General features: G+C 44.2%; 13 protein-coding genes. 8 read left to right on the forward strand and 5 right to left on the reverse strand.

Features of this window, described 5'->3' with window-relative positions; all coding sequences use genetic code 11:
• Positions 1 to 2776 (forward strand): plasmid replication protein, CyRepA1 family (locus RH949_RS02670; RefSeq protein ID WP_446351833.1); only part of this gene is annotated, 2776 nt, incomplete at its 5' end.
• A 327-nt stretch (positions 2777 to 3103) separates the two neighbouring features.
• Here RH949_RS02670 and grxC read toward each other — a convergent pair.
• Positions 3104 to 3421, reverse strand: coding sequence for a glutaredoxin 3 (gene grxC, locus RH949_RS02675; RefSeq protein ID WP_446351834.1), 318 nt, complete (start codon positions 3419 to 3421; stop codon positions 3104 to 3106).
• 408 nt (positions 3422 to 3829) lie between these two features.
• Here grxC and RH949_RS02680 point away from each other — a divergent pair, with 408 nt between their 5' ends.
• The 5 genes from RH949_RS02680 (at position 3830) to RH949_RS02700 (ending at position 13856) form a co-directional block, all read left to right on the forward strand.
• Positions 3830 to 6283 (forward strand): CHASE2 domain-containing protein, encoded by a 2454-nt coding sequence (locus RH949_RS02680; protein WP_446351835.1) that lies wholly within the window; start codon positions 3830 to 3832, stop codon positions 6281 to 6283.
• Positions 6284 to 6430: 147 nt separating this feature from the next.
• Complete coding sequence (locus tag RH949_RS02685) at positions 6431 to 9655, forward strand: two-partner secretion domain-containing protein (protein ID WP_446351836.1); 3225 nt, start codon at positions 6431 to 6433, stop codon at positions 9653 to 9655.
• A 150-nt stretch (positions 9656 to 9805) separates the two neighbouring features.
• Complete coding sequence (locus RH949_RS02690) at positions 9806 to 10609, forward strand: Uma2 family endonuclease (RefSeq protein ID WP_446351837.1); 804 nt, start codon at positions 9806 to 9808, stop codon at positions 10607 to 10609.
• Between the two features lie 10 nt (positions 10610 to 10619).
• Complete coding sequence (locus RH949_RS02695; RefSeq protein WP_446351838.1) at positions 10620 to 13247, forward strand: CHAT domain-containing protein; 2628 nt, start codon at positions 10620 to 10622, stop codon at positions 13245 to 13247.
• A 96-nt stretch (positions 13248 to 13343) separates the two neighbouring features.
• On the forward strand, positions 13344 to 13856 hold the full coding sequence (locus tag RH949_RS02700; protein WP_006100209.1) for a DUF928 domain-containing protein: 513 nt from the start codon (positions 13344 to 13346) through the stop codon (positions 13854 to 13856).
• Between the two features lie 273 nt (positions 13857 to 14129).
• Here the strand turns inward: RH949_RS02700 and RH949_RS02705 are convergent, their stop codons facing one another.
• From RH949_RS02705 to lepB, 4 genes are all read right to left on the reverse strand, one after another.
• On the reverse strand, positions 14130 to 14336 hold the full coding sequence (locus RH949_RS02705; RefSeq protein ID WP_446351883.1) for a hypothetical protein: 207 nt from the start codon (positions 14334 to 14336) through the stop codon (positions 14130 to 14132).
• The gene (locus tag RH949_RS02710; RefSeq protein ID WP_044206229.1) at positions 14320 to 14760 is read right to left on the reverse strand and encodes a hypothetical protein; all 441 of its coding nucleotides are present in this window, start codon (positions 14758 to 14760) and stop codon (positions 14320 to 14322) included. Before RH949_RS02710 ends, RH949_RS02705 begins: the two co-directional genes overlap by 17 nt.
• On the reverse strand, positions 14757 to 16052 hold the full coding sequence (locus tag RH949_RS02715; RefSeq protein WP_006100057.1) for an AAA family ATPase: 1296 nt from the start codon (positions 16050 to 16052) through the stop codon (positions 14757 to 14759). Before RH949_RS02715 ends, RH949_RS02710 begins: the two co-directional genes overlap by 4 nt.
• A 507-nt stretch (positions 16053 to 16559) precedes the next feature.
• A complete protein-coding gene (gene lepB / locus RH949_RS02720; protein ID WP_446351839.1) occupies positions 16560 to 17189 on the reverse strand; it encodes a signal peptidase I in 630 nt (209 codons plus the stop codon).
• Between the two features lie 194 nt (positions 17190 to 17383).
• Between lepB and RH949_RS02725 the strand changes: the two genes are divergently transcribed.
• On the forward strand, positions 17384 to 18703 hold the full coding sequence (locus tag RH949_RS02725; RefSeq protein ID WP_446351840.1) for a dihydroorotase: 1320 nt from the start codon (positions 17384 to 17386) through the stop codon (positions 18701 to 18703).
• Between the two features lie 144 nt (positions 18704 to 18847).
• Positions 18848 to 19363 carry a DUF1499 domain-containing protein gene (locus RH949_RS02730; RefSeq protein ID WP_446351841.1) on the forward strand — a complete coding sequence of 172 codons (516 nt, stop codon included), beginning with the start codon at positions 18848 to 18850 and terminating at the stop codon, positions 19361 to 19363.
• The last annotated feature ends 55 nt before the right edge of the window (positions 19364 to 19418 follow it).

Below are 19418 nucleotides of genomic sequence, written 5' to 3' on the forward strand. Positions count from 1 at the left end.
CGCCCCAGGCAAGTCCCTAAACCCGCCCCTACAAACCATGCCCTTGATAGTCGCCAAGGGTGAACATTCGGTCAGGGCGGGTTTTGGACAAACGTTGTCATCAATCGCCCCAGGCAAGTCCCTAAACCCGCCCCTACAAACTCAAAATGTCTCCGGCGAATTTTGGCAGTGGCTTATCGCCCATCCCGAAATTCCGTTGTGTATTACTGAGGGCGCGAAGAAAGCGGGGGCTTTACTCACCGCCGGCTATGGGGCAATTGCCCTCCCTGGTGTATTTGGTGGCTATCGTGTCCCTAGAGATGAACAAGGAAATCGTATCGGCAAGTCTCGCCTAATCCCCCAGTTACTCAAATTAGCAACGCCGGGGAGAACGATTTATATTGCCTTCGACCAAGACACTAAACCCAGTACCATCAAAGCTGTTAATGCCGCTATTCGTCAGTTGGGATATTTATTAACCCAAAAGGGATGTTCTGTCAAGATAATCAGTTGGCATCCAGACCAAGGAAAAGGGGTGGATGATTTAATTGCCAACCATACTCAAACAGCATTTGACGAAGCCTATCAAACGGCTGTCCCCCTAGATACCTGGAAAGCCCAATCCTTAACCGGGCTGACGTATCCGCCCACGATACAGATAAATCGTCGCTATTTAGGGGAATTATCGATTCCTGAGGATGCCAAGTTGATTGGAATTAAATCCCCCAAAGGGACAGGGAAAACTCAGTGGTTAGAAACAATTGTTCAAGAGGCAATTAAGCAGCAGAAATGGGTTTTGGTGATTGGTCATCGGGTGCGACTCGTGGAGGCGTTATGTCAGCGCTTTGGCTTGAACTATGTCACTCAGATAGAGGATACAGAAACGGGTGCTAGGTTAGGCTATGGTCTCTGCGTTGACTCTCTCCATCCTACGTCTCAGGCTGGCTTTGAGGCGGTGAACTGGTCAGATGGCGTGGTAATTATTGATGAAGTGGAACAGGTTCTTTGGCATGGGTTGGATTCGGATACTTGCAGTAGTAACCGAGTAGCGATTCTGAAATCTCTGAAGACATTGATTCAGAATGTTTTGGGAGATGAGGGACAAGTTTATGTGGCGGATGCGGATTTGAGTGATGTTTCTATCGATTACTTGATTTCTTTATCGGGGGTTCCCCAACATCCTTATATTATTCACAACACCTGGAAACCCAGCGAGGCTGAATCCTGGCGGGTAAACTATTATCCAGAACGTAAGCCAGAACGCTTGATTCAGGATTTGGAACGACACATTGCAGCCGGAGGGAAACCCTTTGTCTGCCTTTCCGCCCAGAAACGGGGGAGTCAGTGGGGAACCTGTACGTTGGAAGCCTATCTACGTTCTCGATTTCCTGAGGCGAAGATTCTCCGCATTGATTCGGAATCTCTGACTGAACCGACTCATCCGGCGTATGGCTGTATGCGTGATTTGGATGGGGTGTTGAGTCAGTATGATATTGTTCTGGCAAGTCCGGTGATTGAAACGGGTGTCAGTATTGAGTTGCAGGGACATTTCACCTCGGTTTGGGGAATTGCGATTGGGGTGCAAAGTGAGAACTCGGTGCGTCAGGCGTTGGGGCGAGTGCGGGAAAATCTGCCTCGGTTCCTGTGGGTGGCGTCTTGTGGGTTTAATCGGGTGGGCAATGGTTCTACGTCGATTCCGGCGTTGCTGACATCGGGACGACGTTTGACTCAGCTTAATATTCGATTATTACAACAATCTGATTTTGATGCCCTGGATGATATTGAGACGGGTTTTCAGGCGGAATCGCTATTGTGTTGGGCAAGAATGGCGGTGAGGCATAATGCGTCGATGTTTCAGTATCGGGAATCGGTACTGGCGGCGCTGCGTGGGGAAGGGCATCAGGTGGTTGAGGCTTCGGAAGAGGAGATGGGAGAAGGGGGTAGTGTGTCCTCTGTTTCCCAGACACCGGGAAAGATTGAACCCGATTCGCTGACGGCTGCGATCGCGGCGGTGAAAGACCAAAATTATCAAGCAGAATGTTTAGCGATCGCGCGGGCTAAAAATCTGAGTGATCATCAATATCATACTGGGCAAAAACGATTAGTGAAAACCCTTGCCCAACGACGGGCGATTCGCAAATATGAGTTAAAGCAGCGTTATCGAATTCCAGTGACTGCCCAACTGGTGGCTAAGGATGATGAGGGTTGGTATCAAAAGCTATTGCTGCATTATTTTCTCACCTTAGGGCGAGATCATTTAGCGCAACGGGATGCGGCGATGGCACGTAAATTGATTGAGTTAGGCGGTGGAAGTATTTTCTTGCCCGATTTTAATCGTTCTCAATTGGGGGCGGCGGTAGGGACAATGGAACTTTTGGGGGTTCCCGTTTTGTTAACGGATCGGGGGCGTGAGTTAAGAGGGACAGATGAGGATTTGCAGGCGATGGCGCGATTGGCATTATCGAATCGGGCGTCGATTAAAACCACGTTGGGGATGGGATTGGCGCGAAATGCGACACCGATTCGGATTGTCCGGCGTTTGTTAGATAAAGTTGGCTATGGACTTCAATGTATTGGTCGTGAAAGTAAACGTTTAAATCGCGTGCGTGTCTATCAGGTGGTTCATCCCTCGGATGGGCGGTTTGAGGTATTTCAGCAGTGGTTGGCGCATAGTTGTGAGGTGTTAGAGAAGTCTCATCAACGACTTGATGCTTGTTCAAAAGAGGCAAAAAATAAGGCTGATGTTGATGCCGGGGTTGACTATGTACAGCTTTGTCTTAATTTGTCGGATTGTTGATTGTCATTTGTCATTTGTCATTTGTCATTCTGAATGAAGCGACAGCGGAATGAAGGATCTCATTAGTGCAGCAGGGGGAGAAACAGCTGACCCGTTAAAATATCCCCTGCTTGCAGGCAGTCAGGGCGGGTTTAGTTACTTATGGGTGATGTCAGAAATGATAGTAAGCTGTCATGCATTTAAATTGGGTATTAGTAGCGAGCAAGATGCTCGCACTACAAGGCTTTCGCCGTTATTGATATTAAGGTTTAAATGCCGAACAGCTTAGTGAAACCCGCCCCTACACATTCAAAATAGAGACGTATTAAGCTATGTCTCTACACGGTTTCACGCTTGAGCCGGCTGATATAATAAAGGATCTAACTTTCCCTGACTATCTAAACTGTAGAGATCATCACAGCCACCGATATGCTGGTTGTTAATAAAAATCTGGGGAACGGTTCGCCGTCCGTTTGCTCGTTCTGCCATTTTCATTCTGGCACTTCCATCGCCGTCGATTTTATACTCTGTGAAGTTAACGCCTTTCCACCACAGTAATATCTTGGCACGAATACAAAAGGGGCAAGTTTGCCAGGTGTAAATTTCCACGTTAGCGTTGATGCGTTCGGGATGACGTCCGAGGAGGGAGTTGATCAAGTTGAACATTTTATCACTATTTTCAAGGGTTCTATTTTCTATTCTAAGATATTAAGGTGTGTTAAGCCAATCCTTGTCCTCTATCATTTTTTACCGCTAGTGCTAGCGTAATTTAAAATTATTAAAGAATAATATTACATTAATTTATATAACAAATCAACATTATTTTTTCGGGGTTACGCACTAGGGAATACAGCAGTTCGTTTCATCGATTAAATGACCGCCTAAACCACCCTACAGAGAATTAATGGTTTTGCAATCAATGGTCTCTCAGTTTAGATTAAGTTATTTAGTTTACCGGAATTTTCACCAAAGAGCTTGATAGTAATGGTAACATGTTACCTCCAATCGCTATGTTGGAGTTAGCAGTTGGAGATGAAGGAATTCAGACGGGAGATATCAGACGGGAGATATCTGATGGGTTCAAAGCTGAAAACCTGGATTAAGCAGTGGCAAGGAGTATTATTAATCGCACCGAGTGTGACGTTGATTATCCTTGCCCTGAATGCGGCGGGTTTATTTCAGCTATTGGAATGGGCTACTCTGGATCAATATTTTCGGCTGCGCCCTCAGGAATCCCCAGATTCTCGTATTCTCTTAGTCACGATTGATGAAACGGATATTAATCAGGTGGGGCGGTGGCCCATTCCGGATGGGGTTTTGGCTGATTTAATTACTACGCTGAAAGCGGCTGAACCACGAGTGATTGGTTTAAATCTGTATCGAGATTTACCTGTAGAACCGGGACATCAGCAATGGGTGGAGGTGATGCAGTCTACGCCAAATTTAATTGGGGTAGAAAAACGAGTGGGCGATCGCGTGGCTTCTCCACCCACTCTGGACGCTTTAAACCGAGTTGCTTTGGCGGATCTGATGGTGGATGCGGATGGCAAGATTCGCCGAGGGTTATTGTCGATTAAACAGGAAAATGATGAGTTGCAATTAAGTTTAGCCGCCCGTTTAGCGTTACAGTATTTAAAGGCTGAGGGGATTACCTTAGAGGAGATTAATGCTAATCAGCAGCGTTATCGCTTGGGGAAAACTATCTTTACGCCTTTCCAGACTCATGATGGGGGGTACGTGGATGTAGATGCGGGAGGGTATCAAATTCTCTTAAATTATCGCGGTGTTTCAGACAGCTTTGATACCGTTTCCTTAAGGGATTTTTTAGCCGATCGCCTTCCGCCGGAAAAAATCCGCGATCGCATAATCTTAATTGGGTCTAAAGCCCAAAGTACAAACGATTTATTTTTTACCCCTTATGATAGCACAATATTTGCCCCTCCCCGTCGCGCCGCTGCTGTTGTTATTCACGCGAATTTAACCAGTCAAATTATCAGTAGTGCCATTGATGGACGCCCCTTGATTAAAGTCTTAGCCAATCCAGTCGAAGGGGTACTGGTTTTGTGTTGGTCGTTTCTGGGTGCAGCCGGAAGTTTAGTTTGGCTAAAGAATAAATGGTTGAATCCCAAAACCTTACTTCAATTACTTGCCCTAGGCATTTATATTGTATTAGCAAGTGGTTGTAGTTTAATTGGCACGTATCTCTTATTTCTAGCCGGGTGGTGGTTACCTGTAATTCCTTCACTACTCGCCTTGACGGGTTCAGCCGTTATCACTGCCGATTATCAGAGTCGGCGGTTACAGCAGGAAGCGCAACAGAAATATCGCCGTATCTTTGAAAATGCCCTAGAAGGTATTTTTCAGACCACTCTTGATGGACGCTATCGCAGTGCAAATCCCGCATTGGCAAAGATTTATGGGTATAAGTCTCCAGAGGAACTAATTACCAGTATTACTAATATAAAAACTCAGCTTTATGTTGACCCGAAGCGGCGAGATTACTTTATTCAACTAATGGAACAACAAGGAGAAGTTGTCGGCTTTGAGTCGCAAGTTTATCGCCGGAACGGTAGCATTATTTGGATTTGTGAACATGCGCGATCGGTTTGTGATGATCAAGGAAATGTTCTTTACTATCAGGGATTTATTGAAGATATTAGCGAACGGAAGCAAGCGCAAGTCGAGCGTGAAGCGTTTACTAGAGAACTTTTCCAGTTGAATCAATCGTTCTCCCAGTTTGTCCCCCGACAATTCTTGCAGTTACTCAAAAAGGACAGTATTTGTGATGTTAAATTAGGCGATCAATCTCAGCAAAATATGTCAGTTCTCTTTGCGGATATTCGCAACTTTACGAGTTTATCAGAGGCGATGAAGCCGCAAGAAACCTTTAACTTTATCAATCGTTATCTTTCCTATATGGAACCTGCCATTATCCAGAATCAAGGCTTCATTGATAAATACATTGGTGATGCAATTATGGCGTTATTTAGTGGCAGTGCCGATGATGCGGTCAACGCAGCAATTGATATGTTGCAACACTTAAAATGCTATAATCAAGAGCGACAAAAAGCCGGAGAATGTCCTATCGAAATCGGAATTGGGATTAATACTGGCTTGATGATGTTGGGGACAGTGGGCGGTAAAACCCATATTAATAGTACGGTGCTGAGTGATGCTGTGAATTTAGCCTCTCGCTTGGAACATTTGACTAAAGAGTATGGGGTATCGCTGCTGATTTCACATTACACCTTTGACCATTTGCGTGACCCTTCTAACTATTCGTTTCGTATCATTGGTCGGGTCAAGGTTAAAGGTAAATCCCAAACCGTGTCGGTGTTTGATGTGTTTGATGCTGATCCGCCTCCTGTGCGTCAGCGGAAGCTGAAAACAAAGACAATGTTTGAACAAGCATTATGCCTTTATTCGCAACGAGAGTTTAGTAAGGCGGCTAAATTATTTCAACGGTGTCTAGAGTTTGTGCCTGAGGATAAAACCGCTAAAATTTATCTGCAACGCTGCCATAAGTAGAGATGTAATAGGCTAGATTGGCACACAGGTAACATGCCGTTTTTAATTTTATAAAAATTTTAATCTTCCTCCAAAAGAGTACGGGTATGGTTACAACGGGACTGTATAGAGAAAAAGAACCGAATCATTGGGTTTAACCTCTTGTCAATGAATTTTACCGGATTTTTTGTCTCAAATCCAGTTCAACTGATGAATCCAGTTAATCTTAACTCTCTACCGCTCAAGCTAAACAGTCAAAAAGCATTAAAATGGTTCTGCTGTTTTGGACTTGTATCCAGTCATATTTTTTATGCGGCAAAGATTAATGCCCAACTGATTCCTGATGATACGTTAGGTGCAGAAAATTCAATCGTTGTTCCCCAAGAGGCGCGGGATTTGATTCAAGGGGGGGCAAGACGAGGGAGTAATCTGTTCCACAGTTTCCAGGAGTTCAATGTTGATCCCGGACAGCAGGTTTACTTTACTAATCCTGGGGAGGTTGACCATATTCTCACTCGTGTCACGGGAACGAATCTATCCAATATTTTTGGCACTCTCGGTGTGGAAGGGGCGGCAAGTTTATACTTAATTAATCCTAATGGAATTATTTTTGGTAAAGACGTTAGGTTAGATGTAACAGGTTCATTTATGGCGAGTACGGCGGATGGGATTCGCCTGGGTGAACAGGGATTATTTCGGGCAACAGAACCTGAAGAAAGTACACTCTTATCGATTCAGCCAGGGGTATTCTTTTTTAATTATTTGACGAGTGAATCGGCAACGATTACCAATGCGGGAAATTTATCGGTGGGAGGGAATCTTACTCTAGCGGCTAATACTCTTAATTTACAAGGTCAGCTTATCGCTGGGGATAATCTTACTCTGCACGCTAATCATACTATAAATATTCGAGACAGTCTGGTAAATCCGTTCATCGCTAAGGCTGGCGGAAATATGCAGGTACAAGGCGATCGCACAATTGATATTTTTGCCCTGAATCATCCGGATAGTGGTGTTTTCGCCAATGGGGATATGGTATTCCGTTCAGTTAATCCTGTGCAAGGGGATGCCCATTTCTGGAGTGGAGGCGAGTTTCGCATCGAACAGCTTGATGGGAATCTGGGAACTCTGAGGAGTCCCCATGATCCGGTGATTCGCAGCCGTGGGGATGTTTTAATGGGGGCTTATCAAGGCGCTTCACTGCATATTTTTGCGGGCGGAAGTGTAACGATTCCGGGTGGTGTTTTGATCAATAACGTCGATGCCGAAAATGGCATTGTTGAAAATGTTACTCTATCTGATGGTACATCAATATTAATTAATGGGAAAAATCAACCCACCCTGGATATCCGGGCTGGAACTACCGCTTTTGGGATTCCAGTTATCAATGGAATTCCATCGGATGGAATTATTGTCCCGCCGTTCCCCAATCCCCTGGAAAGTCCCACCAGTGCTAATATTACCATTGGCGATATTCTGAACTCAGGAGGAACTGTATTTTTAACTAATCAGTATCAGCCCAATCCCTCCTTATCTGGGGATATTACTGTTGGTTCAATAAATACCAGTTCCTTAGTTGGAAAAGCCGGTGATATCTTACTCCAATCCGTTGGTGATATTGCTGTGAGTGATATTTATGCTAATGGACTAATTGGGGGTCGTATTTCCCTAACAAGTGGCGCAACCCTAACCATCGATAATTCAATCATTGCTAGCGTCAGCAGTTTAGGAAAAGGCGGTGATATTGAACTCTCAGCCCCGTCTCTGGTGTTGAGTGGTGGGTCGAAAATTTTCAGCGTTACGGTTGGTTCTGGACAAGGAGGTAATATTGAGGTTAGCGCTGATTCAATTCGTGCTGACGATAACTCGGATATTAATACAATTGCAGCTAGTATAAATGATATCAATAATATCACTAATATTATCGAAATTATTGGCTCACCGACTGGTGATATTGGAGAACTCGATCAATTTTTTCAACCCAACACCCCATCTGGGAGTGTTTCCGGATCAGGAGGTAATATTCAGGTTAGTGCAGAATCGATTATCTTGGAAGATGAATCGAATATTGCGACAGCTACCTTTGCAAATGGTGGACAGGCGGGCAATGTGAGAATTAATGCGGCTTCAGTCAACCTGCTGGATGACGGTAGCTTAGGTTCTCTTACGTATGGGTTGGGTGATGCTGGAGATTTAACCCTAAATACTCGCCAATTACTGATTCAAAATACCAAAATTCAGTCAGGAATAGGAACAGGAATTTCTACCGCCGCCCAACCTTATAGCAGTGGTGATGCTGGGGATTTAATCATCAACGCTGAATCGATAAAAATTATTGGCAATCAACCCGGTGCGGCTGTTGCTCCAACTGACCTAAATAGCCTTTTAGAGTTGACTAATTTGGTCACAGGTTTAACCTCTGGAACTCAAGGTAGTGGAGATGCTGGAAATATTACAATTAATAGCGATCATTTGGTGGTGCGAGATGGTGCTGGAATTGTTACTTCGGCTGCCCCGAAAAGTACAGGAACTGCCGGAAACTTAAGCCTGGATGTGACTCAGATAGAATTACGGGGGAAGGGAGGAATAGGCACGTTTAGTTTAGCCTCTGGTGATACCAAGGCTGGTGATTTGTACATTAATGCCGAGCAAGTGAAACTTCGGGATGGCGCTGTAATTGGTACAGGGACGCTATCCGGAAATGGGGGGAATATTATCCTCACTGGAACGGATTTATTACTGATGCGAAATAATAGTTTAATCAGTACTACAGCCGGACAAACTGGGGCGGGTGGAGATGGTGGCGATATCAATATTGATGCTAAGTTTATCATAGCGATTCTGGATGAAAATAGTGATATTGTGGCTAATGCTTTTGAGGGAGATGGGGGGGATATTGACATAACAACACAAGGCTTTTTTGGCTTACAGGTGAGTGATAAACTTACCCCAAATAGTGATATTACAGCGAGTTCTCAGTTAGGCATTGATGGCAGAATTACGATTAATACTCCCAATGTTGATCCCTCTCGCGGCTTAACTGAATTACCGTTTAATTTTACTGATCCGTCGAATCAAATTATCGCGGGTTGTCCGGCTGATACCGGGAATCGCTTTACTGCTATCGGACGCGGCGGTATTCCCGATAATCCCCGTGACTATTTGCAAGGAAATTCGGTTTGGCAAGATCGGCGAAATGTGGCAGGGTTTTTGGATAATAAACCTGCTGTAAACCTGCCATCTGAGACACCTAAAAAGCAGATAATTGAAGCTGAAGGTTGGATTGTGGATGAAAATGGTACGGTGATTCTGACGGCTAAATCGAGTGGAGGTAACAGGGTGGATTTTGGGGAAGGATCGTCTTCTTGTGGGGGGAGAAATGACTTAGATTAAATTTAATGGGTGAGATTGCAATTATATTTTTTAACGCAGAGGAACGCAGAGGTTTTCGCTTCAGGTAGCAGAGGTGATTGAAGGATGGGGAGATAATTTTATAGAATGGGGGAAATAACTGGAAATGATCGGACAAAGGACGAATGACAAATGACAATAGTAACTCGTACTGATTTACCCCCAGCATTTCCTGATCATACTCAACTTCCTGAATCAGATGGTACGTTTGTGAAAAATTTTCAGGCGCATCCTCAAAGCATTATTTTAACCGATTCTATTGGCTCAGTTTTACGACAACTTCATCCTGATGGTCAATATGCTATTGGACAAGATTGTGGTATCTACTGGCGTGAAACTGACCCCCCAGAAAAAGGGGCTGAAGCACCGGATTGGTTCTATGTTGCTAATGTTCCGCCGCTGCTGAATGGAGAAATTCGCCGTTCTTATGTTTTATGGCGAGAATTCATGGCACCAACGATTGCGATTGAGTTTCCTAGTGGAAATGGAGAAGAGGAACGGGATGCTACACCTTTATCAGTTTCGGCTGAGGGTAAAACTACGAAACCGGGTAAATTCTGGGTTTATGGACATATTATTCGCATTCCTTACTATGCCATTTACGAAATTAAAAATGGCAAATTAGAAGTGTATCATCTGCAAGATTTTTCCTATCAACGGATAGAACCTAATGAACGGGGTCATTATTCTATTCCACCGTTAGAAGTCGAACTCGGACTTTGGCAGGGAACGTATCAAAATCAAACCCAACTCTGGCTGCGCTGGTGGGATAGTGAGGGCAATCTTTTACTAATTGGTGAAGAACGGGCTGAATTGGAACAGCAACGAGCGGAAACCGAACGACAACGAGCGAAAAAAGCCGAACAAAAAGTGGCAAAATTAGCTGCACGATTACGGGAAATGGGGATTGACCCGGATGCTGACGACTTAGAGTAAATGAGGGGTTATGAAACGGTTAAGAAGAAGCAGTAAAAAGCAACTATTTTTCTGGGGATTAGTCCTAGTCACTTGCTTCGTGGTGGTGACGGTTCGTCCTGTCGCGGCACAGTATTCTTCTAACCGTTTTTTGACCTCTCCCCCTACCCCTCTCCTACAAGGAGAGGGGAGACAGATAGACAATCTAGGAGAGGAGAGTATAGATACTTCTAACCTTGTCAGTCAAGGTAAAATCAATGAGGAATCTGGACATTTAGCTGATACAATAAAGACTTGGCAAGAGGCGGTAAAGGATTATGAAAAAGTTGGCGATCGCATGAATCAGGCGTTAGCGTTACATTACTTATCCTTAGCCTATCAAGACGGGGGACAATGGCAACAAGCAGAAGTGACGATTAACCAAAGTCTTGACTTACTCCAACCCCAAGCCAATCCCGCGATTCTAGCCCCCATTTTAAATACCAAAGGGAGTCTGCAACTAGCAATGGGACAACCGCAGGCGGCGCTAGACACCTGGAAACAGGCGGAAACGGTTTACGCCCAAGCCGATGATCAGATGGGGGTATTGGGGAGCAAAATTAATCAGGCTCAAGCATGGCAAAGTTTGGGAATGGTTCAGCGATCGCGGCAACTTCTCGAATCGGTACAGCCACAGCTAACCACCCAACCGGATTCTATCATGAAAGCCACTGGATTACGTAGTCTGGGTAGGGTCTGGGAAGCTATCGGTGATTTGCCAGCCGCCCAGACTATTTTACAAGAAAGTTTAGCTGTAGCACAACGCCTTAATTCTGCCCCCGATATCAGTGCAGCTTTGCTAAGTTTAGGTAATATTAGCCGCAATTTGGCAGAAATGCCAGCCGCATTAGCCTACTATCAACAAGCCGCCGAAATCGCCACGACTCCTCTATCTCAAGTCCAAGCAAAACTCAACCAACTTAAGCTAATAATTCATTTAGAACAGTTTACCGACGCCCAAGAATTAGTTCCCCAAATTCAACGTAATTTGTCCCAGTTGTCTCCGAGTCGAGAGGCGATTTATGCCCAGGTTAACTATGCTGAACGTTTAATCGAACTCGTCGAAACTGCCGACTTGCACCCTCAAGAAATCAATTATAAAACTATCGCCCAACAGTTAGCCGATACCCTGAAAGCGGCAAAACGCTTAAATGATAAACGGGCAGAATCGCTGAGTTTAGGCATCCTCGGAAAAGTATACGACAAAACCCAACAATGGTCTCAAGCTCAAGATTTAACCGAACAAGCCCTATTTTTGTCTCAGAGTATCAACGCGGCTGACTTATCCTATCAATGGGACTGGCAACTGGCACAAATCCTGACAAAGGTGGGCGATAAAAAAAGCGCGATCGCGGCAAATAAACAGGCATTTGATACAGTACAATCCTTACGGGGGGATCTGGTTGCCATGAATGCAGATGTGAGATTTTCCTTTCAAGAGGAAATCGAACCCATTTATCGTCACCTCGTTAGTCTTTTATTAGACTCTCCCTCACCCGAACATCTGCAACAAGCCCGGACTGTGATTGAATCCCTACAATTAGCCGAACTAGAAAACTTTTTCCGCACCGCCTGTTTAGAGACGCAAGCCGAACAAATTGATACCGTCATCGAAAAAGGTGATACGAAAGCGGCGGTGATTTACCCAATTATTTTACCCAACCGTTTAGCGGTAATTCTTTCCTTACCCGGACACCCTCTACAGACTTACCACACCAATGTATCTTCCCCAGACATTGAAGCCACAATCAGCCGTTTACGCCAAACCATGAATCCGGCGTTATCGAATAAAGAACGGCTCAAGCTATCCCAAACGGTTTATGATTGGCTAATTCGCCCGATTGACAATCAATTAACCAGTAATCAGATTAAAACCTTAGTCTTTGTTCTGGATGGCGTTTTGCGTAATATACCCATGACAGCCCTCTATGATGGCAACCAGTATTTGATTGAAAAATACAGTGTAGCGTTAACACCAGGATTGCAGTTACTCGAACCGCGATCGCTCAAACAAGTTCCCCTATTTTCTTTAACAGCAGGATTAACGGAAGCCCGTCAAGGGTTTCTTCCCTTACCGGCGGTTAAGCAAGAAGTTAAAGAAATTAGTGATGATTTACCTTCAGAGATTCTATTGAATGAAACCTTTACTCATGCCAAAATAGAAAAGGAACTCAAAAACCATTCTGTTAACATTCTCCATCTTGCCACCCATGGTCAGTTTAGTTCGCAACCCAAAGACACCTTTATTCTTACCTGGGATAAACGCCTCAATGCCAATACTTTATCTCAATTGCTTAAAACGAGAGAACAAAGCAATTCTGAACCGATTGAACTATTAGTTCTCAGTGCTTGTCAAACGGCGACTGGAGACAAACGAGCCGCTTTAGGATTAGCTGGATTAGCGGTGCGTTCTGGCGCTCGCAGTACAATTGCTACGCTTTGGTCAGTGAATGACCAATCCACTGCCGATACCATGATTAAATTTTATCGCCATTTGCGCCAAGGTGATGGCAACCGAGCGGAAGCCCTGCGGCAAGCTCAGTTATCATTATTAAAGCAAGAAGCCTATCAGCATCCCTATTACTGGGCACCTTTTGTTTTAGTGGGAAACTGGCTGTAATTCTTAATCAGAAAAAGCAGGGTTCAAAAACGTATTATTTTGGGGTCAGAGGTTGCTCAATTCCAACCAAACATAAATCCGAGGAGGATTGAAATCATGAACGTAGTTAAATCTTTATCCCTATTCGGCATTGCTCTATCCTTGGAAGTGTTAGTCGTTCCGGATTTAATGGCACAATCTGACTCAATTAATACCCAGTTGTGGGTAACATTTGAGCCGCCCAAAGAAGGCACTCCATACGATACAACTGGTGGCGCATCTCGGGGAACCTGTCCGGGGGATGAACTGATGGACAATGAAAGCTTATCCTCGTTAATGCCCACCCATAGCGAAACGGATGTTAAACGTCCCAGTTTTGCTGTATATCTTCCCAAAACCGGAGCTAAACAAGTATTTTTTAGCTTAAAAGATGCTGATGAAGACTATTTTTATCAGACACAACTGCCACTACCGACAACTCCGGGTACGTATCGTTTAGAGTTGCCAACCGATGCTCCAGCAATAGATTCTAATAGAGAATATCGGTGGTCTATAGGGTTGATATGTGGGCAAGCCGTCGATCCTAATGATCCTAGAGTTGGTGGGATGATTCTGTATAGGAGTCCCTAGTGCAAGAAGGCAGAAATAACGCCAACAGCTAACATCTCCCCCCGCGATTGCCTTACCAATAAGGCGGAGGATCGGTTGTAGGTTGAGTTGACGCTTGTTCCCCAACCAAACTCATTATCCCAGATCCCCGACTTCTTCAAGAAGTCGGGGATCTTGCTTGGACTTGGTAGTAGTATGAGTAAGGTGATTAGATCACGGTAAAATAAGTCTGGGTTAAACTATCAGCATTCACCTGATTGAGAATAGCTAACACCGTATTATCTGCCGATTTAATTAAGGTATTCCTATGTCGATGCTATCAGGAATAATCACACCGTTCTCGTCAAAGTCAACCACCAAGCGACCCACGTATTTATAGTTCCCATCGGTGTTAACCACAGCAACGGGATTGCCGTCAGATTCGGATTCACTACCCGGTGATTGAGGCGACGTAGGGGCGCATAGACGTGCGCCCTTTTCCCGGCTATGAATTCCCCTCATAAGTATAGGAAATTTCTCCATTCTTTATAAAGAGTTTAGCATTATATTTTTGTTTAAACTTTTTCTTTAGATTCTGTATTTCCGTTGAGTTAATTGGACATCTTGTGCTTGAAATAAAGCAGAGTTTAATGAGAGATTTACAATTACAGGACAACAACTCAATCCCTCGTTCAATTTGCTCCACTGCATGCTGAACATTAGAACCTTTTAACTCAATATAAACCTCTTCTTCATTGGGCAATATGAGCAAATAGTCGCATCTGATACCTTCTTTAATCACACAATCATCTACCTGAACAACTTTTATCGTAGCCCGATTGGGATTATGCAGTCGAAATTTACTTCGTTTATTTCGACTTCCAGGATCAGTCACAACAATATTGGTATCACTCTTGATTGTTTCACATCCGGCAAAATTTTTCATGGATTGATATCGAGGAGTTGATCAAACTGAATGGCTAGTTCATTTGATACGTCATCAATAATATTCGTATCTATTAATCCGGTTTCAAGATCAAGAATGGAATGGCAATAACCATCCGCTAAAGAATAGACAGCCAGATCATTAGGATCAAGGAATCTGGATGTCGGAACATAACGAGCTATTTCTTTTTTCTTTTCTTCAGTAGCATTAGCCGCCAAGAATCCGGCTTGAATAAGATTATTGAAAGCCGTTAATATATAAGGACTATGAGTTGTAATGAAAAACTGTAAGTTATCTTTCCCAGAGTTATAGACTGTAGAAATTAGCTCCACCATATCTCTCTGAGCGGCTGGAAAAATATGTGCCTCTGGCTCCTCAATATATATTGATTGACCCCCTATTTTGGTGGGTTTAGACAATGCAATTGATCTAAGAATAAGAGCTAATGGCAAGACTTCTTGCTGTCCCGAAGAAGAATTTGAAACACTAATCTTTCTGCCTCCATCCATCTCCAGATAGTCTTCCCCATCTTCTTGAAAATACTTGCCGCAAAGAATTTTTGTATTGAGTATAGCTATTTCCTTATTTAACTGTTTATTATCGCTCCTTCTTCCCAACCTTTCTAGTCTAATCGGATTTTTTACTCTTTCATAGTAATTCCCGAACTCAACCAGAAATGGATCGACAGCTTTGTTCTCAGATAAAAAAGTGAATATACTACTTTTTAGATTCGCAAAAAATGATCGACCTGCTGGAATATATAATTGTGTGAACGTGACAACTTGAGGAACTTTTTTGGCTACATCACGCAAAAATGATCGCTGTATATCATAGATAATATTGAAACGAGAGAGAACACTAACTGGCATATCTTGTTCAGCGGCTTTCTCATTTTGTTTCTGAATGATAGTTCTCAAATAAACAAATTCATCTTTAAAGAATTCTGAATAGTTAAGTACCACTTCCGGTGAGCTGTTCTTGTTTTTTCGTTTTCGGTAAATCTCAATAAAATCTTCACCGACATAATAACAAATTCTAAAATTTGCGTTTCCCCAGGATGATGACGGGAAATATTCATAAAATCGGCTTTTGAAATCTTGATCAAGCTCTTTTTTATATTTTGATCGTTCTGCTGCGTTAAGGATTTCAGATATAAAGCTCTTGAAGTAGAAGAGTAACTTGGCGACGACACTCTTCCCGCTGGCTTGGGGACCAATCAAAATATTAATGGGTTTGACATCTAGCGTAATATCTTTAATTCCCACAAAATCTTTAATTTCAATTCTTTCCATAATTCAATATCAGTAATATACTCTCAGCTTAGTGACAAAAGTGTTATCAGATAAGAGGTTCAGCCATCACAGCAGAAGATTGTATCCAGTAGGATTTTAACCGATCATCGTTCACACTATTACTGGATAAGGCGTTAAGCTAATTGTAGTACATCAGCATCAGAGAAATTTCAGTATAAAATTTTCACCCAAATACAGCAAATTTCTCTGCGTACCTCTGCACCATCCTTTGCGTACCTCTGCGTTAAAAAAATATAATATGAGTGCGAAGTCTCATGTACGGTTCTCAGGGGAGGGGAGAGGGGCGACCCTCAAACTTTACCCGACCATTACGCCCAGAAAACATAAGAAATTAGGGCTAAGGTTCCCTACTACGAACCCAAGCTAATCTACCCAATTAGGTGTGCCACGCCACTACAAAAGTGACATGCGTATCAGGTCATACAGAAAAGGGGAGAAATTTCTCCCCTGCTCCTCGGCTCTCCTGCAAGCTTCACCGAAAACGTTTTAGTTTACTGGCTGTTGAATCTGGGTTGAAGGAGAGGCGTCTGGAGCCACAGATTCGATCACATCGACTTCACCTACCCGATTGAGGGGCCAAAAGCGGACGATCGCTCGTCCAATAATCTTGTCACGCGGGACAAAACCCCAATAGTGAGAATCGTAGCTATTATTGCGATTATCTCCCAACACCAAATAATTGTCCTCAGGCACCGTCACCGGTCCATAGCTGTATTCGGGTTTCTCTTCGATATATTGTTCCCGCAAGGCTTGATCATTGACATAGACTCGTCCTCCCTTCACCTCCACGGTTTCGCCAGGAAGACCAATCACTCGCTTGATAAAGGCGTCTTTGAAATTTTGCTGTTTGAGCGCCTCTGTGGGAGAAAAGACCACAATATCTCCGCGCTGGGGTTGACGGAAGTTATAGCTAATCTTATCAATAATCAAGCGATCGTTAATCTGGAGGGTGGGTTCCATAGAACCTGAAGGGATATATCGCGCTTCTGCCACAAAGCTGCGAATCCCGATCGCGAGAAAAACACTCAAGCCAATGGTCTTGAATCCCTCTACCCAGGGATTTTCTGGCTTTTGTACCGATTGTTTTTCAGGGTCTCGATTTTGGGCACGAGTCATAGCCGTTGAATCACCTTAAGCAATCACGAGTTGGACGATGGAGGAAAATAAGCGGAGGAAAATCAGCCGATTAGTCGGCTCATCTCTTCCAATGTAACCGAAGCGGTTATAACCGACGGGGTTCCTCTAGTAACTGGACAAAATTCGCTCTAAAGTAGGAATACTGAAGCTATTGGGAATTTTAGCATTTTCTTATGTCCTCTGACTCAAGCTTACTCATCCGCCATGCTCGTATTCTCATGCCCACAGGGGACATTTTGCTGGGAGATGTCCTCACTCGTGGTCAAGAAATTGTCCAGATTGCCCCAGACATCTCAGCTTCGGCAGATAGGGAAATCGACGCAACGGGGTTAACATTGTTGCCGGGAGTCATCGATCCACAAGTTCATTTTCGCGAACCGGGCTTAGAACATAAGGAAGACTTATTTACTGCCAGTTGTGCTTGTGCCAAGGGAGGCGTTACTTCATTTCTGGAAATGCCCAACACTCGCCCCCTAACCACAACTCAAGCCGCCTTAGACGATAAGCTGAAACGGGCATCCGAGAAGTGCTTAGTTAACTACGGCTTTTTTATTGGCGCCACACCCGCAAATTTGCCTGATCTGCGTGAGGCACAGCCGACCTGTGGGATTAAGATATTTATGGGTTCGATGCGTGGGGGGCTATTAGTGGATAGCGAGGAAGCCCTCGACCCAATTTTTGCCGAGGGAAGCCGACTAATTGCGGTTCATGCTGAAGATCAACAGCGAATCCGGGAACGGCGGGAAAAATTTGCTGGAATTAATGACCCGGCGATTCACTCCCAGATTCAGGATAATCAAGCCGCCCTAAATGCGACTCAACTGGCGCTGAAACTCTCGAAAAAATATCAGCGACGGCTGCATATTCTGCATCTGTCTACCGGGGAGGAAGCCGAGTTACTCCGTCGAGATAAACCCAGTTGGGTAACGGCTGAAGTCACCCCCCAACACTTGCTCCTCAATACCAGCGCCTACGAGAAAATCGGCACATTGGCGCAAATGAACCCTCCCTTGCGATCGCCCCAGGATAATGCCACTCTTTGGCAAGCGCTATTAGATGGCGTCATTGACTTTATTGCCACGGATCACGCACCCCATACCCTAGAAGAAAAAGCCCAAACCTATCCCAATAGTCCCTCAGGAATGCCAGGAGTGGAGACATCCTTAGCCTTAATGCTCACCCAAGCCATACAAGGACGCTGTACCCTTGCCCAAGTCTCCAACTGGATGTCTACGGCTGTAGCTAAAGCCTATCGCATTCCCAACAAAGGCGCGATCGCTCCCGGTTATGATGCCGATTTGGTCTTAGTAGACTTAGAAAATTACCATCCGGTGCGGCGAGAGGAACTCTTAACTAAATGTGGTTGGAGTCCCTTTGAAAGCTGGAATTTGACTGGATGGTCAGTGATGACTATTGTGGGGGGTCAAGTGGCTTATGAACGGGGAAAACTGCACACAGAGGTACGCGGTCAAGCCTTGAGGTTTGATGGGTAAAACTGTGACTCTTCCTTTGGCTCAGTAATAAACCGTCTGCTTTAGAGTCTTCTACCCTCTGCCTTTTGCTATCCCTCAAACCCACCCTGTCTGAATGATTAATTAAGGCAAAGGACAAATGACGAATGACAAAGGACAAATACTATGACATTAGAAGCGCAAAAGCGATCACCACTTAAAGCTATTTTGATCGTCTTAATTGCTTTAATTTTAATTGTTTCTGCCTCTATAGGCGTAACCTTAACTGTTTCAGGAGGAGATATGTTTGCTGGAAAACGACCCACGAATCTTGGTGTTGAGTCAGGGAAGTTAACTACCTGTCCCGAAACGCCAAACTGTGTCAATAGTCAAGCTCAAGATGCCCAACATAAAATTGATCCGTTAACCTACAAATCAGCACCAGCTAAGGCAATAGCTGACCTGAAAACCGTGATTGAGAACATGGAAAGAACCAAAATTATCACGGAATCAGAGAATTATCTCTACGCCGAATTTACGACTAAACTGATGGGGTTCGTCGATGACGTAGAATTTTTCCTAGATGAAGAAGCGAATGTTATCCATGTTCGTTCAGCATCGCGTTTAGGACAATCCGATTTAGGCGTCAACCGCAAACGAGTGGAAACCATTCGCGCCAAATTCAACGAACTGCAAACCTAACAGGACTTACGCACAAACTCCACATATAGTAGGGGTACGGCAATGCCGTCCCCCT

The organism is Coleofasciculus sp. A1-SPW-01 (assembly GCF_040217205.1).
In the GTDB taxonomy this organism is placed as follows: domain Bacteria; phylum Cyanobacteriota; class Cyanobacteriia; order Cyanobacteriales; family Coleofasciculaceae; genus Coleofasciculus; species Coleofasciculus chthonoplastes_A.